General features: G+C 72.1%; 29 protein-coding genes and 1 pseudogene. 13 read left to right on the forward strand and 17 right to left on the reverse strand.

Translation table 11 applies throughout. The features are described from left to right. Positions 1 to 59: 59 nt before the first annotated feature. The 6 genes from ABEB09_RS32275 to ABEB09_RS32300 form a co-directional block, all read right to left on the reverse strand. On the reverse strand, positions 60 to 473 hold the full coding sequence (locus tag ABEB09_RS32275) for a cytidine deaminase family protein (protein WP_345693456.1): 414 nt from the start codon (positions 471 to 473) through the stop codon (positions 60 to 62). A gap of 155 nt (positions 474 to 628) precedes the next feature. Beyond that, positions 629 to 1,612, reverse strand: a complete 984-nt coding sequence (locus tag ABEB09_RS32280) for a helix-turn-helix transcriptional regulator (RefSeq protein ID WP_345693457.1) — start codon at positions 1,610 to 1,612, stop codon at positions 629 to 631. Positions 1,613 to 1,695: 83 nt separating this feature from the next. Then, positions 1,696 to 3,381, reverse strand: coding sequence for a hypothetical protein (locus ABEB09_RS32285; RefSeq protein ID WP_345693458.1), 1,686 nt, complete (start codon positions 3,379 to 3,381; stop codon positions 1,696 to 1,698). 378 nt (positions 3,382 to 3,759) lie between these two features. Beyond that, positions 3,760 to 5,604 (reverse strand): VWA domain-containing protein, encoded by a 1,845-nt coding sequence (locus ABEB09_RS32290; protein WP_345693459.1) that lies wholly within the window; start codon positions 5,602 to 5,604, stop codon positions 3,760 to 3,762. 338 nt (positions 5,605 to 5,942) lie between these two features. Next, the gene (locus tag ABEB09_RS32295) at positions 5,943 to 6,401 is read right to left on the reverse strand and encodes a GNAT family N-acetyltransferase (protein ID WP_345693460.1); all 459 of its coding nucleotides are present in this window, start codon (positions 6,399 to 6,401) and stop codon (positions 5,943 to 5,945) included. 143 nt (positions 6,402 to 6,544) lie between these two features. After that, positions 6,545 to 6,679, reverse strand: coding sequence for a hypothetical protein (locus ABEB09_RS32300; RefSeq protein ID WP_345693461.1), 135 nt, complete (start codon positions 6,677 to 6,679; stop codon positions 6,545 to 6,547). Between the two features lie 192 nt (positions 6,680 to 6,871). Between ABEB09_RS32300 and ABEB09_RS32305 the strand changes: the two genes are divergently transcribed. Continuing rightward, on the forward strand, positions 6,872 to 7,126 hold the full coding sequence (locus tag ABEB09_RS32305) for an EF-hand domain-containing protein (protein ID WP_345694160.1): 255 nt from the start codon (positions 6,872 to 6,874) through the stop codon (positions 7,124 to 7,126). 18 nt (positions 7,127 to 7,144) lie between these two features. On the opposite strand, the gene ABEB09_RS32310 is transcribed toward ABEB09_RS32305, so the two are convergent. Then, positions 7,145 to 8,098, reverse strand: a complete 954-nt coding sequence (locus tag ABEB09_RS32310) for a helix-turn-helix domain-containing protein (RefSeq protein ID WP_345693462.1) — start codon at positions 8,096 to 8,098, stop codon at positions 7,145 to 7,147. A 147-nt stretch (positions 8,099 to 8,245) separates the two neighbouring features. Here ABEB09_RS32310 and ABEB09_RS32315 point away from each other — a divergent pair, with 147 nt between their 5' ends. After that, positions 8,246 to 9,277, forward strand: a complete 1,032-nt coding sequence (locus tag ABEB09_RS32315; protein ID WP_345693463.1) for a saccharopine dehydrogenase family protein — start codon at positions 8,246 to 8,248, stop codon at positions 9,275 to 9,277. A 56-nt stretch (positions 9,278 to 9,333) separates the two neighbouring features. Here the strand turns inward: ABEB09_RS32315 and ABEB09_RS32320 are convergent, their stop codons facing one another. Together ABEB09_RS32320 and ABEB09_RS32325 are read right to left on the reverse strand one after the other, a co-directional pair. Continuing rightward, positions 9,334 to 9,810: a hypothetical protein gene (locus tag ABEB09_RS32320; protein WP_345693464.1), complete on the reverse strand. Its 477-nt coding sequence runs from the start codon at positions 9,808 to 9,810 to the stop codon at positions 9,334 to 9,336. 130 nt (positions 9,811 to 9,940) lie between these two features. Further along, positions 9,941 to 10,579, reverse strand: coding sequence for a TetR/AcrR family transcriptional regulator (locus ABEB09_RS32325; protein WP_345693465.1), 639 nt, complete (start codon positions 10,577 to 10,579; stop codon positions 9,941 to 9,943). A gap of 50 nt (positions 10,580 to 10,629) precedes the next feature. Here ABEB09_RS32325 and ABEB09_RS32330 point away from each other — a divergent pair, with 50 nt between their 5' ends. The 4 genes from ABEB09_RS32330 to ABEB09_RS32345 all read left to right on the forward strand — a co-directional run bounded on the left by ABEB09_RS32330 (position 10,630) and on the right by ABEB09_RS32345 (position 13,678). Then, positions 10,630 to 11,193, forward strand: a complete 564-nt coding sequence (locus ABEB09_RS32330; protein ID WP_345693466.1) for a GNAT family N-acetyltransferase — start codon at positions 10,630 to 10,632, stop codon at positions 11,191 to 11,193. Between the two features lie 105 nt (positions 11,194 to 11,298). Beyond that, a complete protein-coding gene (locus ABEB09_RS32335; RefSeq protein WP_345693467.1) occupies positions 11,299 to 12,021 on the forward strand; it encodes a VOC family protein in 723 nt (240 codons plus the stop codon). Positions 12,022 to 12,056: 35 nt separating this feature from the next. Then, a complete protein-coding gene (locus tag ABEB09_RS32340; protein WP_345693468.1) occupies positions 12,057 to 12,518 on the forward strand; it encodes an AAA family ATPase in 462 nt (153 codons plus the stop codon). A gap of 182 nt (positions 12,519 to 12,700) precedes the next feature. Further along, on the forward strand, positions 12,701 to 13,678 hold the full coding sequence (locus ABEB09_RS32345) for an SDR family oxidoreductase (protein ID WP_345693469.1): 978 nt from the start codon (positions 12,701 to 12,703) through the stop codon (positions 13,676 to 13,678). Between the two features lie 25 nt (positions 13,679 to 13,703). Here ABEB09_RS32345 and ABEB09_RS32350 read toward each other — a convergent pair whose 3' ends face one another. After that, entirely contained in the window at positions 13,704 to 14,021 is a 318-nt protein-coding gene (locus ABEB09_RS32350; RefSeq protein WP_345693470.1) for a DUF2795 domain-containing protein, read from the reverse strand. Positions 14,022 to 14,516: 495 nt separating this feature from the next. Between ABEB09_RS32350 and ABEB09_RS32355 the strand changes: the two genes are divergently transcribed. Continuing rightward, positions 14,517 to 14,846, forward strand: a complete 330-nt coding sequence (locus ABEB09_RS32355; protein WP_345693471.1) for a putative quinol monooxygenase — start codon at positions 14,517 to 14,519, stop codon at positions 14,844 to 14,846. 86 nt (positions 14,847 to 14,932) lie between these two features. Here ABEB09_RS32355 and ABEB09_RS32360 read toward each other — a convergent pair whose 3' ends face one another. After that, positions 14,933 to 15,349 (reverse strand): nuclear transport factor 2 family protein, encoded by a 417-nt coding sequence (locus tag ABEB09_RS32360; protein ID WP_345693472.1) that lies wholly within the window; start codon positions 15,347 to 15,349, stop codon positions 14,933 to 14,935. A 75-nt stretch (positions 15,350 to 15,424) separates the two neighbouring features. On the opposite strand from ABEB09_RS32360, the gene ABEB09_RS32365 reads away from it, so the two are divergent. Then, positions 15,425 to 16,279, forward strand: a complete 855-nt coding sequence (locus ABEB09_RS32365; protein ID WP_345693473.1) for a helix-turn-helix domain-containing protein — start codon at positions 15,425 to 15,427, stop codon at positions 16,277 to 16,279. A gap of 62 nt (positions 16,280 to 16,341) precedes the next feature. On the opposite strand, the pseudogene ABEB09_RS32370 reads toward ABEB09_RS32365, so the two are convergent. Further along, a pseudogene (locus ABEB09_RS32370) lies at positions 16,342 to 16,446 on the reverse strand (IS5/IS1182 family transposase); the annotation flags it as partial. A gap of 51 nt (positions 16,447 to 16,497) precedes the next feature. Continuing rightward, positions 16,498 to 17,037 (reverse strand): NUDIX domain-containing protein, encoded by a 540-nt coding sequence (locus tag ABEB09_RS32375; RefSeq protein WP_345693474.1) that lies wholly within the window; start codon positions 17,035 to 17,037, stop codon positions 16,498 to 16,500. A 234-nt stretch (positions 17,038 to 17,271) separates the two neighbouring features. Here ABEB09_RS32375 and ABEB09_RS32380 point away from each other — a divergent pair, with 234 nt between their 5' ends. Further along, positions 17,272 to 18,534, forward strand: coding sequence for an MFS transporter (locus ABEB09_RS32380; RefSeq protein ID WP_345693475.1), 1,263 nt, complete (start codon positions 17,272 to 17,274; stop codon positions 18,532 to 18,534). Positions 18,535 to 18,784: 250 nt separating this feature from the next. Here ABEB09_RS32380 and ABEB09_RS32385 read toward each other — a convergent pair whose 3' ends face one another. Then, positions 18,785 to 19,063, reverse strand: a complete 279-nt coding sequence (locus ABEB09_RS32385) for a hypothetical protein (RefSeq protein ID WP_345693476.1) — start codon at positions 19,061 to 19,063, stop codon at positions 18,785 to 18,787. Positions 19,064 to 19,275: 212 nt separating this feature from the next. Here ABEB09_RS32385 and ABEB09_RS32390 point away from each other — a divergent pair, with 212 nt between their 5' ends. Then, entirely contained in the window at positions 19,276 to 19,797 is a 522-nt protein-coding gene (locus ABEB09_RS32390; RefSeq protein WP_345693477.1) for a GNAT family N-acetyltransferase, read from the forward strand. Positions 19,798 to 19,818: 21 nt separating this feature from the next. On the opposite strand, the gene ABEB09_RS32395 is transcribed toward ABEB09_RS32390, so the two are convergent. Both ABEB09_RS32395 and ABEB09_RS32400 read right to left on the reverse strand, forming a co-directional pair. Continuing rightward, positions 19,819 to 20,358, reverse strand: coding sequence for a GNAT family N-acetyltransferase (locus ABEB09_RS32395; protein WP_345693478.1), 540 nt, complete (start codon positions 20,356 to 20,358; stop codon positions 19,819 to 19,821). Positions 20,359 to 20,731: 373 nt separating this feature from the next. Further along, entirely contained in the window at positions 20,732 to 21,463 is a 732-nt protein-coding gene (locus tag ABEB09_RS32400) for a hypothetical protein (protein WP_345693479.1), read from the reverse strand. Between the two features lie 502 nt (positions 21,464 to 21,965). On the opposite strand from ABEB09_RS32400, the gene ABEB09_RS32405 reads away from it, so the two are divergent. Next, positions 21,966 to 23,195 (forward strand): serine/threonine-protein kinase, encoded by a 1,230-nt coding sequence (locus ABEB09_RS32405; protein WP_345693480.1) that lies wholly within the window; start codon positions 21,966 to 21,968, stop codon positions 23,193 to 23,195. Between the two features lie 145 nt (positions 23,196 to 23,340). On the opposite strand, the gene ABEB09_RS32410 is transcribed toward ABEB09_RS32405, so the two are convergent. After that, positions 23,341 to 23,727: a DUF6223 family protein gene (locus tag ABEB09_RS32410; protein WP_345693481.1), complete on the reverse strand. Its 387-nt coding sequence runs from the start codon at positions 23,725 to 23,727 to the stop codon at positions 23,341 to 23,343. A 197-nt stretch (positions 23,728 to 23,924) separates the two neighbouring features. Between ABEB09_RS32410 and ABEB09_RS32415 the strand changes: the two genes are divergently transcribed. After that, positions 23,925 to 25,043: a sensor histidine kinase gene (locus tag ABEB09_RS32415; protein WP_345693482.1), complete on the forward strand. Its 1,119-nt coding sequence runs from the start codon at positions 23,925 to 23,927 to the stop codon at positions 25,041 to 25,043. Beyond that, complete coding sequence (locus tag ABEB09_RS32420) at positions 25,040 to 25,702, forward strand: response regulator (protein ID WP_345693483.1); 663 nt, start codon at positions 25,040 to 25,042, stop codon at positions 25,700 to 25,702. Before ABEB09_RS32415 ends, ABEB09_RS32420 begins: the two co-directional genes overlap by 4 nt. Positions 25,703 to 25,722 lie beyond the last annotated feature (20 nt).

The raw sequence follows: 25,722 nt of genomic DNA on the forward strand, positions 1-25,722 counted from the left end.
TGCCGCACCAGGCAAGGCGTCCGCCCCGCCGTCGGATGCGCCCGTGCTCTGCGACGCGCTTACTCGGCCGCGAGTTGGTGGTCGGCCCAGACGTAGCTCGCGGGCAGCAGGTCGGTGATCAGCACGGTGCGGATGCGTTCGCCGTCGCCGACGATGACCTTGAGTGCGGGGAAGTAGTCGAGAAGGGCCTGACGGCACCGGCCGCACGGAGGAACGACACCGCGGTCGCGGTCGCCCACGGCGACGATCGTGTCCAGTTCGTAGGCGCCCTGGGCGGCCGCCGCACCGATGAGGACCAGCTCGGCGCACGGGCCTCCCGTGAAGTGGTAGGCGTTCACCGCGGTGACGATCCGGCCGTCCCGGGCGCGGCCCGCGGCCGCCATGGTGTGGTTGTCCCCCCGGCAGCGGGTGCGCGCGATGTGGGCTGCGGCCTGGACGAGTTCGTGGTCGACGTGCTGGATCTGCGTGGTCATCTTCTCTGCCTCGGTCGGGTTTTCAGGCGACCTTGGCCCGAACGACCACGGCGCGCAAGCCAATATCCGCCGGGGTCGACCGGCACACGCGAGGCTGGGACGACCGGGACCCTCGGGGAAGCCGCCCATGGTCACCGTCATCCGCCGGGACCTGCTCAGAGCCATCCCCGGCGCTGCGCCTGCAGGGCCATCTGGAACCGGGTCCTGGCGCCCAGGCGCGTCATCAGCAGCTCGATGCGGCGGAACAACGTGCGGCGGCTGATGCCCAGTTCGCGGGCGATGTCGTCGTCGGACACGCCGCCGGCGAGCAGCGCCAGCAGCCGGCGGTCCGACGGCAGCAGGCGCCGGGCCCCGGGCAGGGGGCCGTGGAAGGGAAGCGCGCCCTGCCAGGTCTGCTCGAACAGCGCGACGAGCGCCGAGAAGAGGCCACTGGCCTGCACGACGAGCATGGTGTGGTGCACGTCGGTCTCCTCGATCGGCAGGGACACCAACGCGTAGGCGTCGTCGATGATGATCAGCTTCACGGGTACGGACGGCACGACCCTGGCCTGCTCGCCGGCCTCGATGCACGGTTCGATGCTCCCGGCGAGGTTGCCCGGGAACTCCAGCGACTCCCGTGTGTAGACGACGCGCTGGGTCACGCCGCGGGCGAGGGTGGCCAGCGCCTCGTCCGTGGCGGTGGGGATGGGGAAGTACGGGGGAGAGTCGAACTGCCGTATCTGCGCCCGCGCGCTGGCCCACGCCCGGCGCAGCCGCGGGCCGATCTCCTCGCCGGTGACCACCTCGACCAGGTCGTCCCGGTACTCGGCGTTGCGCAGCCTGCGGAAGGTGTCGAAGGCGCCCGTGACGGTGACGCAGGACGCGTCCAGTTCGGCGGCGCGGTGTCTGCTGAGGATCTGCAGCCCGGCCGTGGGCGGTACGGGGACCACCCGGCCGTGTCCGGTGACGGCGGCACTGGCGAGCCCCGCGTCCACCAGCTCCGCGTAGGCGGCTGCCAGTTCCCCGTCGTCCAGCCCGGCCGCGGTGCCGATCTCGCTCAGCGGAGCCGGCGCGTGCTCCAGCAGTGCCAGGTAGACCCTGGCCGCCCGGCCGCCGATGCCGAGCCGCGTCAGCGCCTCGCCGACCTTCCCCGTCGCCATGCGCGGCAAGGTACCAACCCGGGTGCGCGGGCGCACCACCCCGGAAACCGGCTGGTGCGCCCGCGTGCGTACCGTGCCGCTGATCAGGAGCGGTAGTCGATCGTGTTGTGGAGGAGACAGCCGAGTGCGGCGGCACCGACGTCGTGACCGTCCGCGGCACGGTGGGCCCAGAACTCGCGGAAGGTGTGGGACACATGGCCGAGGAAGGTGTTCCACATCGGGCCGGTGGGGTCCTCGGAGCAGGTGTCCCCGCCCTCATTGGCCGCGTCCGCCAGGTCGATCATGGCGCCGACGACCCGGCCCTCCGCGGTGTCGCCGTTGTCCCACCCGGTGGTGCCCCACGTCGGGCCCTCGAGGTCCAGGGTCCGGCCGCCCGGCCACCGGAACGTGGGGTCGTCGAGCACCATGGCGCCGTACCAGGTCGGGAACCCCTCGGTCCAGGCGCAGCCGGCCGAGCTGGTGCGCGGGATGTAGTGGGGGCTGCAGTTCGGCGAGTACGGGAAGTCGTCCTCGTACACGTCGTCCATGAGGGCGTGACCGAATTCGTGGAGCACCAGGACGGGCGCGTCCGGGTCCTCGGCGGCCAGATGGACGGCGTTGCCCCGCAGGGAGTAGTAGGTGCCGTCGGTGGAGTCCGGGGCCCAGTTGACGAGGCCCCGTCTGCAGGCGGTGTCCCTGGCGTCCCAGCAGGCGGTGCCGGGCGTCCAGGCCCACGCCGCGTCGAGCGTGTCGAACGCTTCGACACCTCGCATCAGGGCGGCGTCGGCGGGCTGGAACGCGCCGAAGTCGACCGTGCCGCCGGAGGCGGTGTCGGGACGGACGGCGGTCGCGAACCGGTAGGCCTGTCGGGACCTGCCGTTCCGTATGACCCAGGAGGGGTTCTCCGTCGCGAACTGGACGTAGAGGTCCTGCCCGCCGCCCTCTTCGTCGGTGTTGTCGAAGCACAGCAGGTACCGGCCGTCCGCGCCGGTGAGCCCGGTCGCGAGCACGTCGTGCGAGCCCTTCGCGTCGGAGTCGTACACCGTCACGAGGGCGTTCCCGGACACGCGGGTGAGCCCCGTGTGGTCCACGTAGTTCCACGAGCCGGTCGCGCAGGCCGTTCCGGCCTCGGCGGAACGCTTCGGCGCGGGACCCGCGGGCCGGTGGGTGAGGTGGGGGTGGGCCCGCGTCACGTCGTCCTTCACGGGCGAGACGGGGTTGACGTCCTTCACCGCGATGCCGAAGGCGGACCGCTCCGCGCCGACCGTCAGGAAGACGCTGTCACTGTCCCCGTCGAAGCCGCCCTGCGCGGGTACGGGCGTGGTCGCCGTCGCACGGATGCCCACCGGGCCCGTACCGACGGCCTTGACGGTTCCGCTGAGCCGCCACGGCCGCTCACGGCCGGCGTGGCCCTCGCCCGCCGCGCGGTGCACCTGCCCGCCGTGGGCGGGTACGCGCGAGGCGGCGGTCGACGATCGCAGGCCGGTGGGCGGGCTCACCCACACGAGTCCTGCGGGCAGTTCGACGTCGAGCTGCACCTCCGAGCGGTCGGCCACGGACCGGACCTCGATGTCGAGCGTGGCCTCGGAGCCGAGGGCGGGCGCCTCGGCCATCCGCAGGGCCACCTCGAGGCACCCGGCGTCGGAGTCCGTACGGTCGGTGCCGGTGTGGGCGTCGGCGGGGCGGCATGCGCCCGGGGCGGTTGCTTGTGGTGCGGCGGTGGCGGGTGTCGCGAGCGCGAACAGGACCCCGCACGCGGCGACGTGCGCCGCGATACGGCGAAGGTGCATGGACGCGGTCCTTTCGGATCGGTGAACTTCGGACGACAGCGCGTACTTCGATGGCGCGTTCTACCGGATCCGGATCCGCGTGGTGGCTGATCAGTGTCAGCGGCACTCTTCGGCCGCACAGAGCCGCAGGGCGCGGGGCGGGCACGGCTGTGTCGGACCCGCCTGTGAGACGGGGCCCATGTCACTCGCTGCGACCCACACGACGGAGCTGACGAGTGACCCCACCGCGGTCCACGGCGGCGACGGCGGCGAGTCGGTGTGCGGCGACGACTTCTCGACGCGGCCGGTGCCCACGCTCCGACATGGGGGACACAGCAGCGCCGGCCGGCGCGGGAGGTGGAGCGCCCGCGCCGGCCGGTGGTGTCGTGCGTCGTTGCGTCAGCCCTTGTGGATGACGATGTTGCCGCCGGACAGGGCGGTCGTCGGGTCGGCGGTGTCGCCGGCTCCGACCTGGTTGTCGTAGACCGGCGTGTCGTCCGCGGTCTTCCAGATCTTCATCCGGAACCGGTCCGGACTGCCGTCGGTCGCGGTCAGCATGAAGCTGTAGCCCGCCGTGCCGTTGACCGTGCCGGTGCCCTTGAACGTCGCCTTGTTGCCGGCGACGACCAGCCACTGGTGGTCCTGGGAGTGGAAGTTCAGGGACCCGGCCTTGAACTGGAACTCCGTGCTGCCGGTCGGCACTGAGGCGCCGTTCTTGTACTTCGACACGAAGCCGAAGTTGGCGCGCCCGGTGGCGCTCGGGTCCGCCGGATAGGCGCCGGCGGGCGAGTCGATCCAGCCGCCGCCGGTGACGAAGCCGCCGTCGGGGTCGTACACGACGACGAAGCCGCAGTTCTTGGTGTCCGAGCCGCCGTCGTCGTCGGTCACGGTGACGGCGATGTCGTAGATGCCCGCGGCCGTGTACTGGTGCGAGGCGTTGACGGGGGACGTCACGGGCGACACCGAGGTGGTGCCGTCGCCCCAGGCGACCTTCATCTCATGCGTGTCGAGCGTGCCCGGATCGGTGAAGGAGCCCGCGATCGAGACATCCGTGCCGACCGCGTTGGGGGCGACCGGGCATGACGTGAGGGCCAGGCTCGGGGCCACGTTCTGCACCGTCACGGTGGTGCTGTCGTCATCGGTCAGGCCGTTGTCGTCGGTCACGGTCAGGGTCACGGCGTCGGCGCCGTCGTCGAGACCGGCGTACGTCGCCACCGCGCTGCTCGTGTCCGAGAGCGCCCCGACGCCCGCCTGGGCGCCGCTCCAGGCGTACGACGTGATCACGCCGTCCGTGTCGTGGCTGCCGGATCCGTCCAGCGTCACGGACGAGCCCTCGGCGACGGACTTGTCCGGACCGGCGTCGGCGACCGGGGGCACGCAGGTGACGGTGACGACGACCGGCGGGAAGGCCACCGCGGCGTTCTCGTCGTCGTGGTAGACCACGGACGAGTTCACCCCGAGCGGACCGCAGGGCGCGCCGACGTGCTTGACCTGATAGGTGATCACGAGGTTTTCGTCGCCGAGGTTCGCCCGGGACCAGGTGAACCCGTCCGGTGTCACGCCGCCGATCGACGATCCGGCCAGGTTGGCGGTCACCGAGCCGGGAACCAGCGTCCAGGGCGCCGCGAGCGTGACGGCGATGGAGGGATGCGTGGCGCCGGGGACCGACACCGCGGAGACCAGCTCCTCCAGGAGGTCGGCGAGGTCGTCGAAACCGCCCACGGAGAACGTGTTGTCGGGTCCCGCACCGCTCGCGATCGTTTCGAGCGTGGCCTGGCTGACGCCGTCGCCGACGCCCACCGCGAACACCGTCGCCTTGCCCTGGAGGGCCGTGGCCGCCGCACCGGTGGGGTCACCGGGGTTCGCGTTGCCGTCGGTGATCACGATGACCACCTGGTTGCGCTGCGGGTCGTCGGCACCGAGCATGCTGCCGGCCTGGTTGAGGCCGCAGGAGATGCACGTGCTGGCGCGCAGCTGAGGGTTGTTCACGATGGCGGAACGGACGGCCGCTTCGCTGTCGCTGAGCGCGCTGACGTTCTCCGCGGTGTCCGAGAACCCGACGACGCCCACCCTGCCGCCGTTCGCGAACAGCCCGTCGTCGGCGACCGCTGCGACGACACTGTCCGCGAAGCTCGTCAGCTGGTCGAACTCCGTGTCGTTGATGCTGCCGGACTCGTCGAGGACCAGCACCAGGTCGGTCGGCGTCGACTGGGTGCTGCTCTCGCCATCGAGGGCGAGCGTCACCGTGGACGTACCGAATCGGCCGACGGACGTCGGACTGGCCGAAGCTCCGGGCGCCGGCGCCGCCGACGCGGCGGGGGCCCAGGTCAGAGTGGCCGCGGCGGCTAAGGCCAAGGCCGCGGCGCCGGTCATGAGACGGCGAAGACGCGTGGGTCTGCGCCCGGGCATGACGGATGGATGCACGATTCCCCCCTCGGAATCTTCACGGGACCCGCACCTGACGTCCGGGTCTCCGTCACTCCGGCACGGAGAATGTCTTACGGACGGTAATCCGTCAATAACACCGTGAAATCGATCGCCTGTACGCTGGTGCGGCACGCGCGGCGGGAACCGGGCAGCGATCAGTTGTGGCCCACGGCCGCGGCCGGCTCGCGCACCAGGAACACATCCACCGGATCCTGCGTTTCGAGTGCGAATCCGTGCCGCTCGTAAAGCCGCCGGGCCGGACTGCCCTGCAGGACGTTGAGCCGGACGAGGATGCCGTCCCGGTCGCACCGCTCCAGCAGCTCGCGCAGCACAGCCGTACCGATGCCCGCACCCTGCAGGTGGGGAGCCAGGTAGAAGTGCTCCAGCCAGTGGGCGTCCCCGGCCGGCCGCAGCGCCACACAGCCGGCGAACGCGCCGCCCATCTCGATCACCCAGGTGTGTGCCGGTGCGAACCCGTCCCGCAGCCGCTGCCGCACCCGCCACTCGTCGTACCGCCCGAGCCGCTCGAGATCCGCCCGCAGCGCGACGGCCCGCAACTCGGCCACCGCCTCGACGTCGCCCTCCGACGCCGGTCGCATCCCCCAGTCCGCCATGATCGTCAGCCTATCGACAGGCCCGGCCGCACACGTACCGAGGCCAGGCCGAACGGCTTCACCGAGGCCATGCGGCCACCGACAGCGCCGAGGTCGACGGTGCCCGCCCGTCACGTCGTCCGTGTGCGCCGCGAGCCTCCGGCTCAGTCGGTGAGGGCCGTGTCGGTCGTCGATGTGAGCACGCCCTCCGCGCCGCGCAGTCGGGCGGGGAAAGCCGCATGCAGGTGTTCGTCCCACAGGCGGACGATGGCGGCTTCGTGTTCGCTCGATGTCTTCACGTGATCCATCCTCCTTCAGGCGGCTCCGTCGGCCGCCGATGGGTGATGAGGGGAGCGGCGGGGCCGGGGCAGGCGCAGGCTGATCGAGTCGACGGCGGTCCGGGCTCGGGGCAACCAGGCCGGGGCGGAATGCGTCTGCTCCGGCAGTGAGGCGGGTCCGCCGCCCGTCTGTGCAAGGAGAGGACCGACGTGATCAGTGACAAGGCCCGGAAGCTGTTCGAGGCGCTCGACCTCGACAAGAACGGGACGCTCACCCGCGAAGAGGTGATCACCGCCCTGCACACCAAGGGGCCGTCCCTGGCCGCGTCGGGGCTCCTGCCGTTCTGGGGTGTGGGTGACGCCGATGCCTCTTCCGCGTTGTTCGACGCCGCCGACCAGAACGGGGACGCCGTGCTGTCGCTCGAGGAGTTCGCGGCGGTCGTGGACCGCCGGTTCGGCTGGCGTTGAGCCCGTCGTAGGTGCCGGTCAGGCCGACGGCCGTGTCCGCGCGCGGAACGTGCGGCGGTACGTGTCCGGCGGTACGCCGACCGTGCGGTTGAAGTGTCGGCGCAGCGTCGTGGCCGTGCCCATGCCGGTCGCGGCCGCGATGGCGTCGACGCTGTCGTCGGTGTTCTCCAGCAACTCCTGGGCGTGGCGGATCCGCTGCGCCAGCAGCCATTGCAGCGGCGTCGTACCGGTCACTGACCGGAAGTGCCGGCCCAGGTGGCGCGAGCTCATCCGCGCCTGACGGGCCAGGTCCTCCACCGTCAGCGGATGGTCGAGCCGTTCCATCACCCAGGGGAACAGTTCGGCGAGCGGGTGCCTGTGCCGGGCGGGCACCGGGGTGGTGACGAACTGGGCCTGACCGCCCTCCCTGTGCGGCGGGACCACGAGGCGGCGGGCGACCGTGTTGGCCACCGACGAGCCGTGGTCGAGGCGGACCAGGTGCAGACACAGGTCCATCGCGGCCGCCTTGCCGGCGGAGGTCAGCACGCTGCCGCTGTCCACGTAGAGCACGTCCGGGTCCACCTCCACCTCCGGGTGGCGGGCGGCGAGATCCGCGGCGTGCGCCCAGTGCGTGGTCGCACGCCGCCCGTCCAACAGGCCAGCGGCAGCCAGCACGAACGCGCCCGTACAGAGGGAGGCCACCCGCGCCCCCGCCTCGTGGGCCGCACGCACCGCGTCGACCAGCTCGGCGGGCGGGTCCTCGTCGACGTCGGCCCAGCCCGGGACGATCACGGTGTCGGCCTGCTGGAGCCGGTCGAGTCCGTGGTCGGCCTCCAGCCGGAACCGCCCGAACCGTACGGCCCCCGTCCCGCAGACGACGACGTCGTACCAGGGGTCGGCCACGCCCGTCAGGTCGGAGCCGAAGACCTCGTACGCCACGGACAGCTCGAAGTGCAACATCCCGTCGGTGACGGCGAACGCGACAGTACTCACGTCCGGAATTGTATGGGTCGTGTCGTTCCGGACACTCGTGCGGGACACCCGCCCTCGACAGGATGTTCCGCAACGGATCAACGACCGGACAGGCCGGCAGGTCCAGCGGTCGAGCGGGCAAGAGATCATTCGCGTCGGGGAGGACCCATGGAATCAGGGCTCGAGGTGGCGGTGTTCGGGGCGTACGGGCACACCGGGCGCTTCGTGGTGGCGGAGCTGCGGGATCGCGGGTTCGTCCCGGTTCTCGCCGGCCGTGACAGCGCCAAGCTGCGCGACCTCGCCGCGTCCGGCCCCGGATTCGACGTCCGTACGGCGTCGGTCGACGACCCGGTCTCACTCGACCGCGCCTTGGCCGGGGCCGCAGCCGTGATCAACTGCGCGGGGCCCTTCGCCATGACAGCCGCGCCCCTGATCGAGGCGGCCCTGCGCGCCGGGATCCCGTACGTGGACGTGGCGGCGGAGATCGAGGCCAACGCCGACACGTTCACGCACTTCACGGAACGCGCCCGCACCGCGGGAGCGGTGATCGTCCCCGCGATGGCCTTCTTCGGCGGGCTCGGCGACCTGCTGGCCACCGCGGCGATGGGCGACTGGACGACGGCGGACGAGGCGCACATCGCGTACGGGCTGAGCGGTTGGCACCCCACCGGCGGGACGCGCGACGCGGGCGCGGTCTCACGCGAGCGGCGGAACGGCCGGCGCGTGCGCTACAGCAAGGGGCGGCTGGAGTACCGCCACGACGACCCGCCGACCCTGGAGTGGCCCTTCCCCGCCCCGCTCGGTTCCCGGGCCGTCATCGGCGAGTTCACGATGGCCGACGTCGTCACGCTCCCCAGCCACCTGTCCATCCCCGAGGTACGCACCTACATGACGGTCGAGGCGGCGAAGGACCTGGCGGCGCCGGACACACCGGCCCCCGCCGCGGTCGACGAGCGCGGCCGGTCCGCGCAGACCTTCCTCGTCGATGTGGCCGTACGCTCCGGGGGTGCCGAACGGCGCGCCGTGGCGACGGGCCAGGACATCTACGCCGTCACCGCGCCGCTCGCGGTGGAGGCCGTCGACCGCATCCTTACGGGACGGACCAGGACGGTCGGCGTCGCCTCCGCCGGTGAGATGTTCGACGCGCGGGACTTCCTTCGGGCGCTGGCCCCGCACATCTCCTTCGCATTGCGCCAGTGAAGGGCCCGCTCGCCCCGGGGTGAGGGCGAGCGGGCGCGGACGGACCGGGGCCGCTGTCAGTCCCCGGTGTCCGTGGCCCAGACCGGGCGGTCGTCCTGGTCGTAGATGACCACGTTGCCGTCGTCCTGGACGGCGAGGGTCTCTCCCCGGTGCCAGGTGCTGGAGTGCCAGACGGGGTCGTTGCCGGCGTCGTAGAGAACGAAGTTGCCGTCCTCCTGGAAGACGGCGCAGTTGCCCCTGGACCAGGCGCCGGGCGCCTGCCACACCGGGCGGCCGTCCTTGTAGAGGACGAAGTTGCCGTCCTCCTGCACGCGCAGCACCGCCCTGCCGTTGCCGGAGGTGAGCGCCTGGTTCCTGCAGATGGTGGTGCCCTTGGTGAAGCGGGCGTCGGCCGCGGGGCCGGCCTCGCTCAGGATATGGCCGCCTCGGACGTGGTGTCCCGGAGCGGCGGGAGCCGCGACGGCGGCGCCGGCGCCGGCCGCCAACAGCGCGGTGACGGAGAGGGTGACGCACAGCCGGTTGAACTTCTTCATGGAGAAACCTCCCTGGAAGCGGACGCTGCGGCACCAGTCTGGTCAGCTCCACCGCGTTGCCACAGCGAACTGACGCGGACACGCCACTAGTAGGACAAGAGCGGGCGAAGTCCGCGTGGCGCGCGCGTCATCAAGGGGAGACCGCCTCGTCGCCACGGGACGGGGGCGGGGGCGTGGCCACGGACCGGGAAGCGAGCGACGCCAGGTAGTCGTCGAGGAGTTCAACCTGCCGCCGGGGAGGGAACGCCGTGGGCGCGAACAGCGCCTGCACCGTGAGGCCGAGCACGAAGGACTGGGCGCCGGCCGCGATGCGCTCGGGGTCGCCGGCCGGCAGCTCGCCGAGCTGTTGGGCGGCGGCGACCAGGTCGCGCAGCTTGGCGCGGCTCTGCGCGTACTTGCCGGCGTAGTCGTCGCTCGACTCCGGGTCGCTGAGCGCGGTGTCCCAGGAGGACACCCAGATCCGGTTGCTCGCGGCCGCCTCGGCGGTCAGCGGCAGGACGCCGAGCAAGGCGGTCCGCAGGGCTGCCAGGCCGTGCCCGCCGGAAGGCCGGGGGCGGGCGGCCGTGCGCTCCGCGAGCAGGTCCAGGGCGTACGCGACCAGGTCGCGCTTGGCGGGGAAGTAGTGGGTGAGCAGGCCGGTGGTGGCGCCGAGTTCGGCGGCGACGGCGCGCAGCGTCAGCCCGCCGAACCCGTGCGCGGCCAACACCCGCCAGACCGCCTCCGAGACGTCACGACGGCGGGCCTCGTGGTCTCCCTTGGTGCGTGGCATGCTGCTACCGTACATATCCATAACGCTTGTTGTGTGAATGAGGGGTCCTCATGTTCTCCCTGCCCCTGCGGGACGACGCTCGCCTCCGTCCGCTCGAGACATGGCATGCCGCGGAGTTCGCCGTGCACCTGGACCGGGCTCGCGAGCACATCCGTCCATGGGTGGGCCAGGGGTTCGTCACGGACGACGTCGACGGGGCGCGCGGCACACTGCGCCGGTACGCCGAGCGCCAGGCGGCGGACGGTGCCCGCCTCTACGGCATCTGGCTCGACGGCACGCTGGTCGGCGGCGTGATGTTCACGGCCTTCGACGCCGCTTCCGGTTCCTGCGAGGTCGGCTGCTGGCTGGAGCCGGCGGCCGAGGGGCACGGCCTGGTGACGGAGGCCTGCGGCGCCCTGCTGGACTGGGCCCTCACCGAACGGGGGCTGCACCGCGCCGAGTGGCACTGCCGGGCCGACAACGAGCGAAGCTCCGCGGTGGCCAAGCGGCTCGGCATGACACTCGAAGGCGTACGGCGCCAGTCCTGGCCCTTCGGCGGCACCCGCCACGACAAGCAGGTCTGGGCGGTCCTCGCCCCCGAATGGCGAGCAAGCCGCAGGTGCCGCGAGGAATAACGCTTTGCGTGACGGGCCCAGGGGTGCCTAGCTTTGCTGCTCCATGGGCGCGGAGGACGTGCCCGCTTGCGGCGTCGAGCCAGTGGATGGGAAGTGCCGAGCGGAATGACCTGTCACCTTTTCGCGCTCTGCTTCGACGCGAACGAGCCGCGCCGTCTCGCGCGCTTCTGGGCCGGCGTCCTGGGCTGGGAGCTGATCGACGACCCCCAGGACGGCATCGCGCTGCTGCCGAGCGACGACACGGGGTTCCGGATCCGCTTCCTCCCCACGCAGGAGCAGAAGAGCGGCCCGAACCACATGCACTTCGATCTGACGAGCATGTCCCTGGAGGACCAGCAGCGGACGGTGGCGAGGGCACTCGAACTCGGGGGCCGGCACATCGACATCGGCCAACGCCCGGAGGAGGGCCATGTGGTGCTCGCGGACCCCGAGGGCAACGAGTTCTGCGTCATCGAGCCGGACAACACCTTCCTCGCCGACTGCGGCTTCGTCGGAGCGCTCGCGTGCGACGGCTCGCAGGAGGTCGGCTACTTCTGGAACAAGGCGCTGGGCTGGCCGCTGGTCTGGGACCAGGACCAGGAGACCGCGATCCGCTCACCGCACGGCGGTCCGAAGGTCACCTGGGGCGGTCCGCCCCTGATGCCGAAGACCGGGAAGGAGCGGCTGCGTTTCGAGCTCGCTCCGACCGCCCACGGTGATCAGCAGGCCGAGATCGACCGTCTCGTCTCCCTCGGCGCGACGCGCCTCGACGGGGGGCGGGGTGAGGACGGCCGGGTGGCCATGGCCGATCCCGACGGCCGTGAGTTCTGCGTGCTGACGCCCCGGTAGTGCCGCCCGGCACCTTCGCGTGTCATCGTGGCGGTATGGCGGCAGGAGCGGACGTGGCCGTGCTCGTCGGGCTGCAGGCGTCGGGGAAGTCGACGTTCTACGAGCAGTGCCTGTCGGAGCGGTACGGGCTGGTCAGCAAGGACCTGTTCCCGCGAGGCGCCCGTAACAAGCAGCGGCGGCAGATGCGGCTGGTGGAGGACGCCGTCGCCGCCGGCCGGTCCGTGGCGGTCGACAACACCAACCCGTCGCCCGAGGAATGGGGCCCGCTGCTGGAGCTGGCGCACGCGTACGGCGCGACGGTGACGGCGTACTGGTTCCCGCCCGACGTCACGGGCTCGCTGCGGCGCAACGCCCTCCGCGAGGGCCGCGACCGCGTGCCCGACATCGGGGTCCTGGCCACGATGAAGCGGCTGCGCAAGCCGTCGCCGGACGACGGGTTCGACACGGTGCGGGAAGTGCGGTTCGACGGCCGCGGCGGCTTCGACGTGCGGACCTGAGGAGGAGAACCCCTCGTCGTCGGCCGGTGGCGCGTCGCCGACCAGCGGCATGCGCGAGGACGCCCGCGGCACCGGCCACCCGCGCGGCGTAAGGAAACCCCCCGAGGGCACCCGCCGAGCGGTGCAGAGGGGCGTCCGGTGGTTGAGTGGCTCATCCCACGGGGGGTGGAGAAGGGTTCCTCATGCGCGTGCGTGATTCCGTCGTCGTGATCACCGGTGCGTCCAGCGGCATCGGACGTGCCACCGCCGTCGCCTTCGCCCGCAAGGGCTGTCCCGTGGTGCTGGCGGCGCGTCGCGCCGAGGCGCTGGAGGCGGTCAGGCGGGAGTGCGAACGTCACCGGGGCGCCGAGGCCCTCGTCGTGCCGACCGACGTGACGGACGCCGCGGCCGTGGACGACCTCGCCCGGCGGACGGTGCAGCGCTTCGGCCGGATCGACGTATGGGTCAACTCCGCGGCCGTGACGCTCTTCGGCCCCTTCGAGGAAGTGCCCCTGGCGGACTTCCGCAGGGTCATGGACGTCAACGTCATGGGCTACGTGCACGGCGCCCGCGCCGCCCTTCGAACCATGCGCGAACAGGGCAGCGGCACGCTGATCAACGTCTCGTCGGTCGTCGGCGTACTCAGCCAGCCGTACGCCCACGCCTACGGCATGTCGAAGTACGCCATCCGGGCGCTCAGCGCGAGCCTGCGCCAGGAACTGCTGCTGGACCGGGCGGACAACATCCACGTGTGCACGGTCCTGCCGGCCACGATCGACACGCCGCTGTTCGAACACGCCGCCAACTACACGGGACGCAAGATCCTGCCCATGCCTCCCGTCTACAGCCCCGAGCGAGTGGCCTGTGCCATCACGGACCTGGTGCGGGTGCCCCGGCGTGAAGTCGTCGTGGGGCCGATGGGCCGGTCCCTGATTCTGCAGTCGCGCGTGATGCCGGGCGTGGTGGAGCGGATGATGGCCCGGCACGTGGACAAGAAGCACCTGTCGCACAAGGAACCCGCACCGGCGGGCCAGGGCAATCTGCACGTCCCGGCGCCCGGGCAGGGCGCCGCGCACGGCGGGTGGGGCGGCCGCCGCCGCACGGCGATGCGCCGGCTCACCGCCGCCGCGGTCCTCGCGGGCGCGGCGGCGGGCGTCGCGCGGTGGGCGCGCGGCACATGAGCGGCGTCGTCCGGGCAGGGCGCCACTACTGGTCGAGTTCCTCCTGGATCGGAGGCTTGGGGACGTCGCGCAGGCCCTGGGCCAGGCCGGGCTTGCCGCCCTGACGGGCCTGTTCGGCCCTGCGGGACCGGTTCGTGTCCTGGTCACTGTCCACGTCGACGCGTACGGAGTGGGCCACGTCGTCGCGGTTCGTGTACTGCTCGGGCGGGATGCCCCGCAGCGCCTTGACGACTTCCTCGGAGGCACCGGACCGGCGGGCGGCCTCGACGAGATCCTCCTTGGAGGCCGGGAAATCGGCGCTCTTGATGGCTTTCATGATGTCGGGAACGGTGGTGTGTGCCATGGTCCACTTCCCTCGTTGCGGTGCCGTACGGGAGGCGCGACGCACTGAGCCCGCCTCGGACCACCACGGCCTGCCCGGCCGTGCGGCCACACGGGCGGCCCCTCTCCGCGGCCCTCCTCCTTGCTCACGTCCGGCTGCTCGGACGCCCCGCGCATGAGGCGGCTCTGCTCCACCGCATCAGTGCCCGTGGGCTTGCGCACGACGTCATCGGCCTTCCACCGAGTACCCCGGCCGCCCCGGCCGATAACTGGCGCCGAGGCCGGCGGCCCGCGCATGCTCCCCGGCGCGACCTCGCAGGTCAGCCCGTCGACGGCCTGCCGCAGGGGGCTGCGGCTCGCGCGGATTCAGGCGGCCCTCCTGCGGCGCGGCGCCACGCGCCTGACACGAGCGGCGTACAACGACAGGTGGCCGGTTGCCCGGGGCGGTCTACTGGGCAGAGCACGAAAACTGAGCGATCCCGGAAGATGCGGTGCCGGGCGATGTGAGGAGCAGCGCATGGTTCTCCAGGTTGTCAGAGCATCGATCAAGCCGGAGCGGCGTGAGCACTGGCTCGAGGTGATGCGCGGCAACGCGGCGCGGACCCGTGCTGAGGAGGGCTGTGAGGGCTACCAGATCGCCGAAGATCTCGAAGCACCGAATACCTTCGTGATCATCGAACAGTGGGCTGACATTGACGCCGTATACAGGCACTTCCGGAATGATTTCGCGGCGCTCATGGCCGCTTTGGGCGACGTCTTCGCAGCACCGCCTCAGGCCTGGATCCACAACTTGGCCTCGACGCTGACCCTCGACGAAGTCCTTGCGAAAGCCGGGCTGACCCGCTAGCCGAGCGAACCAACTCCTGGGCCGTTTCCTACGGATCACCTCGGGTGAGGGTGTGGTGGGAGGTATCTCGCCGTCAGTGAGGACGGCTACTGGGGGATCTCGCCGAAGATCATGCGGTGCCCGCGGGAGGTGTCCACGTACTCGCGGACCCGGTGGATCAGCTCGTTCCGGAATGCGAAGACGAAGCAGTAGTCGTTGTTGTAGTGGTTTCCGTTTGCGAGCGTTGCCGTCACGCTCGCCTCGGCGACCCCCCGCTCGCTGTCGGCCTGGAAACCGTGGAAGGTGACGGCGACGTCGCGCACGAACAGACGGGGGAAGCCCTCGGCGAAGAAGCGCACGATCGCCTTCCTGCCGACCATGTGATGGGTCGCCCCGAGCGCGACGGCAACTGCGTTCCCGGGGGGCGAGAGCCATTCGTCGTCCTCGGTGAGGACCGCGGAGATCCGGTCGGGGTCATAACTGGCGAACGCCTGGAAGGCGTTCTGGATGATGAGGCTGCTCATGAGCCCACTGTGACCGTCGGCGCGCGCCGGCGTCTTGTACGAATGTTCCGATCGGTCTCCTCGTAGCATGGGGTGATGCGATCCGCCGTGGGTGAGCGTGAGCCTGTGACCGGGTGGGAGGTCAGGAGGCCACCGCAGCGCGGCCGGACAGCCGGCGTCAGCCTGGCCGGATTCCGCGATCGGGGCACGGGCCCCGTCGACCTGCCGGTGATTCCTCACCCGGCCCTCACCCTCGTCGTCGAGTTCGGCGACGGTCCGCTCATCGTGGGCGACGCCCTCGGCCGGCAACAGCGCGGAAGTCTCGTCGCCGGGCTCGCGCCCGTTGCGATGCGCATGCGGGGCGAGAACATCGCATGCGTGGAGGTGCACCTGTCCCCGTTGGTCACGCACGCCGTGCTGGGTGTCCGCCCGGCCGAGCTGGCGCGTACCGTGGTCGCTCTCGACGACCTGTGGGGCCGGGACGCGGCACGGATCCGGGAGCAATTGGGCGGGGCCCCGTCCTGGGAGGACCGTTTCGCGTTGACGGACGCCTTCCTCGCCCGTCGCCGCGGGACGGGGCCACCGGTGGACCCCGAGGTGGTCCGGGCCTGGGACCGGATCCTCGTGAGCCGCGGCCGCGTCAGGATCGAGGACCTGGCAGCCGAGGTCGGCTGGAGCCGCAAGCGCCTGTGGTCCCGGTTCCGGTCCCAGATCGGCCTGCCTCCCAAGCGCGCCGCGTCACTGGTCCGCTTCCGCCACGCCGCCCAGCGTTTGACCGCGGGCGCGAGCGCGGCCCACGTCGCGACGGAATGCGGCTACACCGACCAGTCCCATCTTCACCGGGAGGCCGTGGCGTTCACCGGAGTGACTCCATCGGCGCTGGCCGGTGACCCGGGGTTGGCGACGGACGACATCGCGTGGGCGGGGCGCGAGGCCGGCGAGACGCGCTGATCCCCGCCCCACGCGGTCTGCGCCGCTCGCCACGGGCGCAGGGGTGACGTTCACCCTGGAGAGGCCTGGCCGGGAGTCACGACGAACGCCAGCGGCCGGCAGCGACCGTCGGCTGCGAGGTGGATCTTCGTAGTCAGTCCGCCACGGGATCGGCCGAGGGCATGATCGGCTCGCCGGCCGGGCCCCTTTTCACTGCCGCACCCGCTCCGACCAGGCGGTCATCCGGTCGGGTCCTCCCTGCGGTCCGGGGGCCCGGTCACCAGGAACCGGGGTCCCCGGCCGGTGCGTGCGGCTTCGATGGAGCGGAGCCGGGCGAACCCCAGCGGCGGCATCAGGCGCTCCCAGCCGGACCAGTCGTGGACCTCCCACGTGCTGTGCTCGTCCGGGTTCAGGCGCATGGCGTCCAGCCGGCCCGCCGTGAGGCGCCCACCGTCGAAGACGAACCCGACCGTCGGCATCGGCCACAGGCCCTCCGGGTGGCGGTAGACCGTCAGCAGCAGAACGGGCTCCAGCTCCATGAAGTGCTTCAGCCCAGTCTCCTCGACGGCTTCGCGCCGGGCGGCGATCCACGGGTCCTCGCCGTGCTCCATGTTCCCGCCGGGCAACTGCCACGCCCGCGCGCCGTAGACGGAGCGCAGCTGAATCGGGTGGTCGCGCTCGTCCCGCACGTACAGGCACGCGAACACCGTGTGGTGCGGGAGCGTCTTCACGTACTCGTCGGGCGGGACCGGAACGGGGCGGCCGGCAGGCTCGGACATGGGGTCTCCTCGATCATGGTCGGATCGGGTCCACGCTCCCGTACGTGCGTCTCGGGCGGGCGGGAGCGCGACTCCCGTCCGCTCGACCGGGTGACGACTGATACGGCCGTCGGCTGCGCCATTTCCATGAGGGGCGACCCTGCCTCTGCGGGGTTCATCCTCCATAAATCCATGGAATATCGTAGTCGGGGAGGGTCCTGTGGTGACCTTCCGAGCGGATCCAGGAGGAGCGCCGTGGGCTTCGTCGACGATCAGCGGCGCCCGCGGCCGGTGCGGCTCGGCCTGCGGGAGAACTGGCCGCAGTTCGCCCTGCTCGTCGTCGTCAACGTCTGCGTCGGCGCCCTGGTCGGGCTGGAGCGCACCACCGTCCCGCTCATCGGCGCCGATGTCTTCGGCCTGACCAGCGACCTGGCGGTCTTCTCCTTCATCATCGCCTTCGGCCTCACCAAGGCGGTCACCAACCTCGCCGCCGGCGCGCTGGCCGCCCGCTTCCGCCGCAAGCGGCTCCTGGTGGCCGGCTGGCTGATCGGCGTCCCCGTTCCCTTCGCGCTCGCCTGGGCGCCCTCCTGGGGCTGGATCGTCGCCGCCAACGTCCTCCTGGGCGTCAATCAAGGGCTGACCTGGTCGATGACCGTCAACATGAAGATCGACCTCGTCGGTCCCGCCCGGCGCGGCCTCGCGACCGGCCTGAACGAGGCCGCCGGGTACGTCGCCCTCGGCGCCACCGCCCTGCTCACCGGCTACCTCGCCACCGCCTACGGCCTGCGCCCCGCACCCCAGCTCATCGGCGTCGTCTTCGTCGCGTCCGGCCTCGCCCTGTCCCTCGTCGTCCGCGACACCGCCGCCCATGTCGCCCTCGAACTCGCGGGGCACCCGGCCACGGCCGCGTCCGAACGGTCCACCGGCCTCGCCCGCACCTTCGCCCGCACCTCCTGGCGCCACCGCTCCCTGCGCGGCGCCAGCCAGGCCGGCCTGGTCAACAACCTCAACGACGGCCTCACCTGGGGCGTCTTCCCGCTGCTGTTCACCGACCACGGCCTCGGACTGGCCGCCGTCGGTCTGATCAAGGGCCTCTACCCGCTGCTGTGGGGCATCGGGCAGATCCCGACCGGCCATCTCGCCGACCGCATCGGCCGCAAGCCCCTCATCGTCCACGGCATGCTCCTCCAGGCCGCGGGATTCGTCCTGGCCCTGGCACTGCTGGACACGCCGTTGCTCGCCGGCATCCTGTCGGCCGCCGCCCTCGGCATCGGTACCGCCATGGTGTACCCCGCCCTCATCGCCTCCGTCTCCGACCACGCCCACCCCGCCTGGCGCGTCAACGCACTCGGCACCTACCGCTTCTGGCGCGACCTCGGCTACGCGGTGGGCGCCCTCGTGGCCGGGGTGCTCGCCGACGCCCTCGGCCTGAACGCCACCGTCATCGCCGCCGCCGTCCTCACCGCCGGCTCAGGCCTCCTCGCCGCCCGCTGGATCACCGAACCCGCCGCCCGCTGAAGGCCGACGAGATCGCCGCCCTCGTCATCGCCGCCGTGGCCGCCGAAGAGGGCCGCGACACATGGCACGGCAGGGTCTGCTGCGCCAGGCCCGCAACCCCTGCGCCGGCCGATGCCCCCGCGTGCGGCTGCCGACCGACTGCGCCTGCTGCCCATAAGCACAGCCGGAGCAGCACCGGTGCGCCATGCGGGGGTTGATGGCTCAGGCCCGGGCCGCCACCTGATGCCGGTGGGCCTGCTCTCCGAGGCGTTTACGGCGTGTCAGTCGGGTGCAGTCGTAGCGTATTGAGGTCCCCGCTGTGCGTCACCTCCACCTCGATCGTCGAACCGTCGTCGAAGCGAAGGGTGAAATGCGGACTGAGGTCGACCAGGAATCGGAGGCCCTCTGCCTCTTCGTCCCCGAGTGCGGGCGAGGGGTACGCGTCCCGGATCCCTGCACCGCACTCCACCACCCGGACGGGGAAGAGCCCCAGGCAGGTCGAGTGGTTGGCCCACCACTCCAAGGAGGCTGTACCCGCATTCTTGATCACAGGCGTCAGCGTAGCCAAGAGCCCGGTGGCGGGCCGGAACGCCACCGTTGCGCGGCAGCCGACCACACCATCCCCGAGGGTTGTCCCGCAACTGCTGGTCTGATGGCTGTGCTCACGAGAAGCGTCAGCACACGGCATCGGGGCATGGTCGCCGCCTTCGACCCACCGGAACGAGCCGAAGAAATCCGTTGTCGTGCCGTGGATGCCATCGCATGCTTCGGTGCGTGAAGACTGAAGACGACCCTGCTCATGCCGCCGTCACCTTGCCTGTCGGCGTGCGCGATCTCCTGCCCCAGGACCTGCCGGCGTGCACCTGGGCGGGCTCGGACACCCACCTGCGCCACGTGGAACGGGAACTGGCGCGCGCTGCGGCGGGCGAGGTGGACTATCTGGCCGTATGCACCCCTGCGGACCTGCCGGTGGCGATCGGCGGCATCGACTACCAAGTCTCCGAGGGAGCCGGGACTCTATGGCAGCTCGCCGTGATGCCGGCGCTGCAGTCCTGCGGCTTGGGAACGCTGCTCGTCCGAGCAGCCGAACAACGGATCCGGGACCGCGGGCTGCGCAGGGTCGCACTCGCTGTAGAGGAGGACAATCCCCGGGCGCGCGCCCTGTATGAGCGCCTGGGCTATGCCGCATACGGCCGTGAGCCGGATGCCTGGGACGAGGAAGGGCCCGACGGGTCGATCCGTCGCCACGAGACGATGTGCGTGCTCATGCGGAAGAACCTCTGAACCCAGGGCAACGGTACTGGCTCAACAGGGGAAGCCGGAACGGTCCTCACGCAGGTCGCGGATGTACCAGTCGAAGCGTGTGGCGTCGTTGCTGCGCGGTTGCTTGCTGGGAGTGAATCCTGCGCGCCGCGCGACTGCGGCGGATGCGCGATTCTCCGGATCGACCTGAATCACCGCCTCTTGCGCGCCCTCGGCGGCGGCGTACCGGGATGCCAGGAGGACCGCGCGGGTGGCCAGGCCACGGCCTCTCCAGGACGGGTAGAGGCCGTAGGCGACGTTCACCTGGCCGGGGGCCAAGCCCTCTCCTGTGAACCGCAGGTCGGCCGTCCCTGCCAGCACCTGGTCGGCGCCCGCCCGGATGCCGAAGGCGCGAAGCGGCCCGGCGGTGTCCCACTGTTCCCGGCAGTGCCGGAAATACGCTTCCACGCCCTCACGCGTGCCGGGACCTCCGTTGAGCCAGCGAACCAGCAGCTCGTCTTCCCCCGTGAGATGTGCCTCCACATCGTCCAGGCGCAACGGCGACAGCGTGATGATCCCGTCGGACAGCCCTATTTCATGCATCCGCCGATTCTTGACGGCGACGCCGCGTCGCGCCATCGGATTCCGCGGGGACGTCGTTCAGAGCTGCTCCGCCAGGGAAACGATCTTGGTATGGCCGGTGTGATCACGGCATCAGAGCCGTCTTGGCCAGCCCCGTTCTCCGGGGACCCCTGGGCCCTGGCGGAGCCGGCCGACGCGACCGCCCCGTCGGCGGGAAGCCCCGCCGGCGCCCCCGCCACCACCGCGGAGGCGGCGGCCACCCGGCGTGCCCATCGTCCGGTCCAGTGTCGCGACACCATAGCCGACCGCTCTCCTTGCGCGGATCCGCGGTCGTGGCTCCCCGAACGGCGCACGCGGCCGCAGGAGGACAAGGGCTGCCGTGGCCGCGTTGCCGTCAGAGCGGTGAGCCCCAGGCCGTCGTGAGTCCGTCCAGCCACGCCGGTGGCAGTTCGGCGGCGTCCCACTCCTCCCGCAGGGCCGACGGCTCCGTGGCGAGTCGTTCCAGTACGGCGATGCTGGTGGGGGAGTGGATGAGCGAGTAGCGGCCGTGGATCGCGATGCTGCTGCCGGGCCCGTACTCCGCGTACAGCCGTTCCAGGCGCGCCCGGTTGGCCGAGGCGAACTCCGCGAGCCTCCCGGCGTACGCGGCGCGCTGCCGGGAGGTCATGGTGCCGAGGACGGCGGTGAGCACCTGCTCGGAGACCTCGGGGTCGAGGTCGGAGACGGCCGTGAACGAGAGGTAGAGGGGCGTGACCGCCACCTTGGCCCGCTCCACCTGCATCTTCCTGACGGGAGGGCGGACGTCCGAGGAGGGCGCCGAGGAGTCGGCGGCGACGGCACGGCGCAGCGCTCGTTCCGCGAGGTCGGCGAGTTCGTCGGTGACGGCCTGGGCTCCGTCGAGCCAGCCGGCCTCGTAGAGCGCGCCCTTCTCCGCCGGCGTGTTCCCCCCGATCGCGCCGGCCTCCTCGTGCGCCAGGGCGAGGGCACCGGCCTCGACCAGCCCGATCAGCTCCTCCGCGTCGCCGGAGTAGACCCCCGCCCGGGCGAGGAGCTGGAGGAGGGTCTGCTTCGCGTTGAGGACGCTGACCGCGTCCAGCTGCTGCCGTCCTTCTGGGGCGGCGTCCATGGGGTCCTCCTTGTCGCATGGGCCGTGCGGTGCGCGTCGCGGCACGCTCCGTCCGAGGGGTCAACGCGCGGTGGTCGCGCTGAGCCACCCCCTGCGGGCGCGGCGTGCGTACTCGGTGGTGCGGTTCACACGACCCATGATCGCGCACCGTACTCGACGACCGTCCCGGGCGGTGCCACCCGCGGCGGCGCGTGCACCGCAGCCGAGGTCATGCCGCGGGGCACGGCGGCGAATCCTCGGACAGGGACTGCACGGCCAGGGCGGTGCTCGACATCGCCGGACCGCGTGCGGCATGCCCGGCCCGGCCACCGGCACCGCCGTCCAAGTGATCAACCAGGCGTGTGCGGCGGTACGCTGAGTTCCGCTGCGGCACCCCCCACCATCTGCCCACTCCACGGGTGCGTCACGGCCCGCAGCGGTCATGTCGTCGGGTGATGAGGATGAAACGCAGGTGCTGACAGCGGGCCGTTACCGCCTTCAAGACCGGGTCGGACGCGGGGCCATGGGCGAGGTCTGGCGGGCGTACGACGAGACCCTGGGCAGACCGGTCGCCGTCAAACTCCTGCTGGCCCAGGAGTCCGACCCGACCGCCGTCCAGCGCTTCCGCCTCGAAGCCCGGACCGCCGGCCGCCTCAACCACCCCCACGTCGTGGGCGTTCTGGACTTCGGCGAGCACGAGGGGCGCCTGTTCCTGGTGATGGAGCTGGTGGAGGGCGGCAGCCTCGCACGCGCCCTGGCGCAGCGGGGCCCGCTCCCCGCCGAGCGGGCCGCCGCCATCGCCGCCCAGGCGGCCGCCGGACTCGCCGCCGCGCATGAACAAGGCGTCGTCCACCGCGACATCAAGCCCGCGAACCTGCTCCTGGACGCCGACGGCACGGTGAAGATCGGCGACTTCGGGATCGCCCGCTTCCTCGACGATCCGGCCGCCGCACTCACCGGCACCGGCGAGATCGTCGGCACCAGCCTCTACCTCGCCCCCGAACGCGCCCTGGGCAAGCCCGCCGGGCCGCCGTCGGACGTGTACTCCCTGGGGTGCGTGCTCTACCAAGTCCTCACCGGACGGGCGCCGTTCCAGGCCGACACGGCCATCGCCATCCTCCACCAGCACCTCGACGCCGCGCCCCGGCCGCCGCGGCTCCAGGGCATCGCCCTGCCGCCCGCCTTCGAGGACTACCTCCTCGACCTCCTCGCCAAGCGGCCCGAGGACAGACCCACCGCGCGACAGGCCGCCGACTGGTTCGCCGCCGGACTCTGGCAGCGGCACGCACAGCCCCTGCCCGCCGTCACGCCTCCGCCCGCTCCGCCGACGCCCGCGCCGACCAGCCCCCCGCCACCGGCCGCCACCGCCTCGTACGCGCCCCACCGGCCGATCCGCCAGGCGCCCGCGGCCCGTCGAGTCGCCGCCCGCCGCCCCGGACTCGTCATCGGCGTCGCCGGAGCCGTGGTCTTCCTGGCCGCCATGCTGGCGGGCATGGCGTGGTTCTCACCGGATCGGACAGCGGCCGAGACACCCCACCGCGATCCGGCACAGTCCGCGAGCCCGGCAGCGCCGCCGCTCGGGGCCACGGAAGCACCCGGGACCCCGTCAACCACCGCCGGCGAATCCCCGCGTTCCGCTCCGACCGCGGCCCCTGTCCCGGTACGCCAGGACACTCCGACGCAGGAGACGGACGGAGGGAGCCAGCACGAGGAGGACCGGAAGAAGCAAGGGGACCAGGACGAGGACGACTGAACGGGCCGCGCCCCGCAGACGGCGGTCGACCGGAACCCCGGCGCCGAGCGCGTCACGCGGGGCACGTTCGGGAGAGGTGCGTCGTGACCATCGGCCCCGTGCCGTTCGACCGCCGCTCGGGGTGAACGCGAGGCAGCCGTCGCGGTCAGCCCGCGCGGCGGCAGCGCCTCAGCGCCAGTCCGCCGAGAACCGAGCCGATCAGCCCCACTCCCAGAGCCACGATGCCCCCGCCGAGTCCGTTGCCGGTGCCGAGGCCACCGGAGGCGGTGGCCACCACGAGCCCGCCGACGGCCATGGCGATCAGCCCCGCCACCAGGGCCACGACGGCCCCGCTCCGCCCGCCGTACCAGGTGCCGGTACGACCGGTGGAGCGGGCGAGGGCCAGTCCGCCGACGGCCACGCCGAACAGTCCCAGCAGCGCGGCCACGACGGCCCCGAGTCGCCCGGCGCTCATGGTGTACACGTCGGCGGCGACCGGCTGGACCGAGGCGTGCGCGGCCGCCGACGCGGCCGGCAGAAATCCGACTGACATGGGTGCTCCTTCTTCTCCTCCGACTGGACCTGGGCCGATCCTGTCCGCCGGACCCCCCGCCGGTCGTCCCCCGAACGCGGACGATTCGCGCTGCCGCCCGCGCCGCAGGCGCCGCGAAAAGTACTGCGGGCGCGGTAGGCGGACCCTCCTCCGGGAGCAGGACTCGCCGCACGCCGGCGACTGGCTAAGGTGCGCGCATGAAGACAGGACGGGCCCGTGTCGGAGACTGGGCGATCGCCGTCGGCGTGGCGGCCGCGCTGCTGGTCACCGGGGTGTCCGGACAGCAGGGCAGCGCCACGAGGCTCGACGTGCTCGGCTGCGCGCTGCTGACCGCCGGCGGCCTGGCACTGGCCGCGCGCCGCCGTGCCCCGGTCACCGTCCTGGCCGGCACCGGGCTGTGCGCGGTGGGGTATCAGGCGGCCGGTTTCGACGTGCCGGCCGTCGCGTACCTGTTCGCCGTGTACGCCGCCGTACGGGCGGGGCACCGCACCGTGACGGTCGTGACGAGCGTGGCCGTACTGGCCGCTCTGCCGCTCGCCGCCCTGGCCTCGGGCCTGCACGACACGGGCGAGGCGTTCGCACAGGCCCGGGGCGCCCTCGAAATCGCCTGGCTCATCGCGGCCGGCGCCGCCGGCGAGGCGCTGCGGCAGGCCGAGCGGCGGGCGGACGAGGCCGAGCGCACCCGCGAGGAGACCGCGCGGCGCCGCGCCGACGAGGAGCGGCTGCGCATCGCCCGGGAGCTGCACGATTCGCTCACCCACCAGATCTCGGTCATCAAGGTGCAGGCCGAAGTCGCCGTCCACCTGGCCCGCAAGCGCGGCGAGCCCGTGCCGGAGGCCCTGCTGGCGATCCAGGAGGCCGGGCGCGAGGCGACCCGGGAGCTGCGCGCCACCCTGGAGGCGCTGCGCGACGACGACACGGCCCCGCCGCGCGGGCTCGACCACGTTCCGGAGCTGGTGGAACGGGCCCGTACGATCGGCCTCGACGCGACGCTGACGATCGAGGGCCGACCCCACGACGTGCCGGCCGCGGTGGACCGGACCGTCTACAGGATCGTCCAGGAGTCGCTCACCAACATCGCCCGGCACGCCGCCGCGGCCACGGCGTCGGTACGGATCGACTGCCGTCCGGACAGCCTCGCGATACGCGTCGACGACGACGGCACGGCGACGCCGGACAGCACACCGGTACCCGGCGTCGGGCTGCTCGGGATGCGCGAACGCGTCACCGCCCTCGGCGGCCGGCTGCGGGCCGAGCCGCGCAGCGAGGGCGGCTTCACCGTCCAGGCCGAACTCCCCGTGGACCGTACGTCATGATCCGTGTCCTGCTGGTCGACGACCAGCCGCTCCTGCGCGGCGCGTTCCGCGCGCTCCTCGACGGCGAGGACGACATCGAGGTGGTGGCCGAGGCCGCCGACGGGGCGCAGGGCGTGGCCCTCGCCAGGGAACACCTGCCCGACGTGGCGCTCGTCGACGTGCAGATGCCCGTCGTCGACGGCATCGAGGCGACCCGGCGCATCGCCGCGGACCCGGCCCTCGCCGGGGTGCACGTCGTCATCCTCACCAACTACGGCTTCGACGAGTACGTCTTCGACGCGCTGCGTGCCGGCGCCGCCGGATTCCTCGTCAAGGACATCGTGCCCGAGGACTTCCTGCACGCGGTACGCGTCGCCGCCCGCGGCGACGCCCTGCTCGCCCCCTCCATCACCCGCAGGCTCATCGACCGGTACGTCGCCCAGCCGCCCGGCACGGGCACCCACGCCGGGCTGGAAGGGCTGACCAACCGCGAACGCGAGGCCGTCGCCCTGGTCGCGCAGGGCCTGTCCAACGACCGGATCGCCGACCGCATGGTGATCAGCCCGACGACCGCGAAGACCCACGTCAACCGCGCCATGACCAAGCTCCACGCCCGCGACCGCGCCCAGCTCGTGATCCTCGCCTACGAATCGGGCCTGGTGACGCCGCGTACCTCCTGACCTCCGACTGGGCGGCCCCT

This window comes from Streptomyces coeruleoprunus, assembly GCF_039542925.1.
GTDB classification, from domain to species: domain Bacteria; phylum Actinomycetota; class Actinomycetes; order Streptomycetales; family Streptomycetaceae; genus Streptomyces; species Streptomyces coeruleoprunus.

Bases quoted from the DNA above. Each gene is read 5' to 3' on its own strand.
- ABEB09_RS32275 (WP_345693456.1), bottom strand. From the start codon at position 473: ATGACCACGCAGATCCAGCACGTCGACCACGAACTCGTCCAGGCCGCA.
- ABEB09_RS32280 (WP_345693457.1), bottom strand. From the start codon at position 1,612: ATGGCGACGGGGAAGGTCGGCGAGGCGCTGACGCGGCTCGGCATCGGC.
- ABEB09_RS32285 (WP_345693458.1), bottom strand. From the start codon at position 3,381: ATGCACCTTCGCCGTATCGCGGCGCACGTCGCCGCGTGCGGGGTCCTG.
- ABEB09_RS32295 (WP_345693460.1), bottom strand. From the start codon at position 6,401: ATGGCGGACTGGGGGATGCGACCGGCGTCGGAGGGCGACGTCGAGGCG.
- ABEB09_RS32315 (WP_345693463.1), top strand. From the start codon at position 8,246: ATGGAATCAGGGCTCGAGGTGGCGGTGTTCGGGGCGTACGGGCACACC.
- ABEB09_RS32320 (WP_345693464.1), bottom strand. From the start codon at position 9,810: ATGAAGAAGTTCAACCGGCTGTGCGTCACCCTCTCCGTCACCGCGCTG.
- ABEB09_RS32325 (WP_345693465.1), bottom strand. From the start codon at position 10,579: ATGCCACGCACCAAGGGAGACCACGAGGCCCGCCGTCGTGACGTCTCG.
- ABEB09_RS32330 (WP_345693466.1), top strand. From the start codon at position 10,630: ATGTTCTCCCTGCCCCTGCGGGACGACGCTCGCCTCCGTCCGCTCGAG.
- ABEB09_RS32335 (WP_345693467.1), top strand. From the start codon at position 11,299: ATGACCTGTCACCTTTTCGCGCTCTGCTTCGACGCGAACGAGCCGCGC.
- ABEB09_RS32340 (WP_345693468.1), top strand. From the start codon at position 12,057: ATGGCGGCAGGAGCGGACGTGGCCGTGCTCGTCGGGCTGCAGGCGTCG.
- ABEB09_RS32345 (WP_345693469.1), top strand. From the start codon at position 12,701: ATGCGCGTGCGTGATTCCGTCGTCGTGATCACCGGTGCGTCCAGCGGC.
- ABEB09_RS32350 (WP_345693470.1), bottom strand. From the start codon at position 14,021: ATGGCACACACCACCGTTCCCGACATCATGAAAGCCATCAAGAGCGCC.
- ABEB09_RS32355 (WP_345693471.1), top strand. From the start codon at position 14,517: ATGGTTCTCCAGGTTGTCAGAGCATCGATCAAGCCGGAGCGGCGTGAG.
- ABEB09_RS32360 (WP_345693472.1), bottom strand. From the start codon at position 15,349: ATGAGCAGCCTCATCATCCAGAACGCCTTCCAGGCGTTCGCCAGTTAT.
- ABEB09_RS32365 (WP_345693473.1), top strand. From the start codon at position 15,425: ATGCGATCCGCCGTGGGTGAGCGTGAGCCTGTGACCGGGTGGGAGGTC.
- ABEB09_RS32375 (WP_345693474.1), bottom strand. From the start codon at position 17,037: ATGTCCGAGCCTGCCGGCCGCCCCGTTCCGGTCCCGCCCGACGAGTAC.
- ABEB09_RS32390 (WP_345693477.1), top strand. From the start codon at position 19,276: ATGCTTCGGTGCGTGAAGACTGAAGACGACCCTGCTCATGCCGCCGTC.
- ABEB09_RS32395 (WP_345693478.1), bottom strand. From the start codon at position 20,358: ATGCATGAAATAGGGCTGTCCGACGGGATCATCACGCTGTCGCCGTTG.
- ABEB09_RS32400 (WP_345693479.1), bottom strand. From the start codon at position 21,463: ATGGACGCCGCCCCAGAAGGACGGCAGCAGCTGGACGCGGTCAGCGTC.
- ABEB09_RS32405 (WP_345693480.1), top strand. From the start codon at position 21,966: ATGGGCGAGGTCTGGCGGGCGTACGACGAGACCCTGGGCAGACCGGTC.
- ABEB09_RS32410 (WP_345693481.1), bottom strand. From the start codon at position 23,727: ATGTCAGTCGGATTTCTGCCGGCCGCGTCGGCGGCCGCGCACGCCTCG.
- ABEB09_RS32415 (WP_345693482.1), top strand. From the start codon at position 23,925: ATGAAGACAGGACGGGCCCGTGTCGGAGACTGGGCGATCGCCGTCGGC.
- ABEB09_RS32420 (WP_345693483.1), top strand. From the start codon at position 25,040: ATGATCCGTGTCCTGCTGGTCGACGACCAGCCGCTCCTGCGCGGCGCG.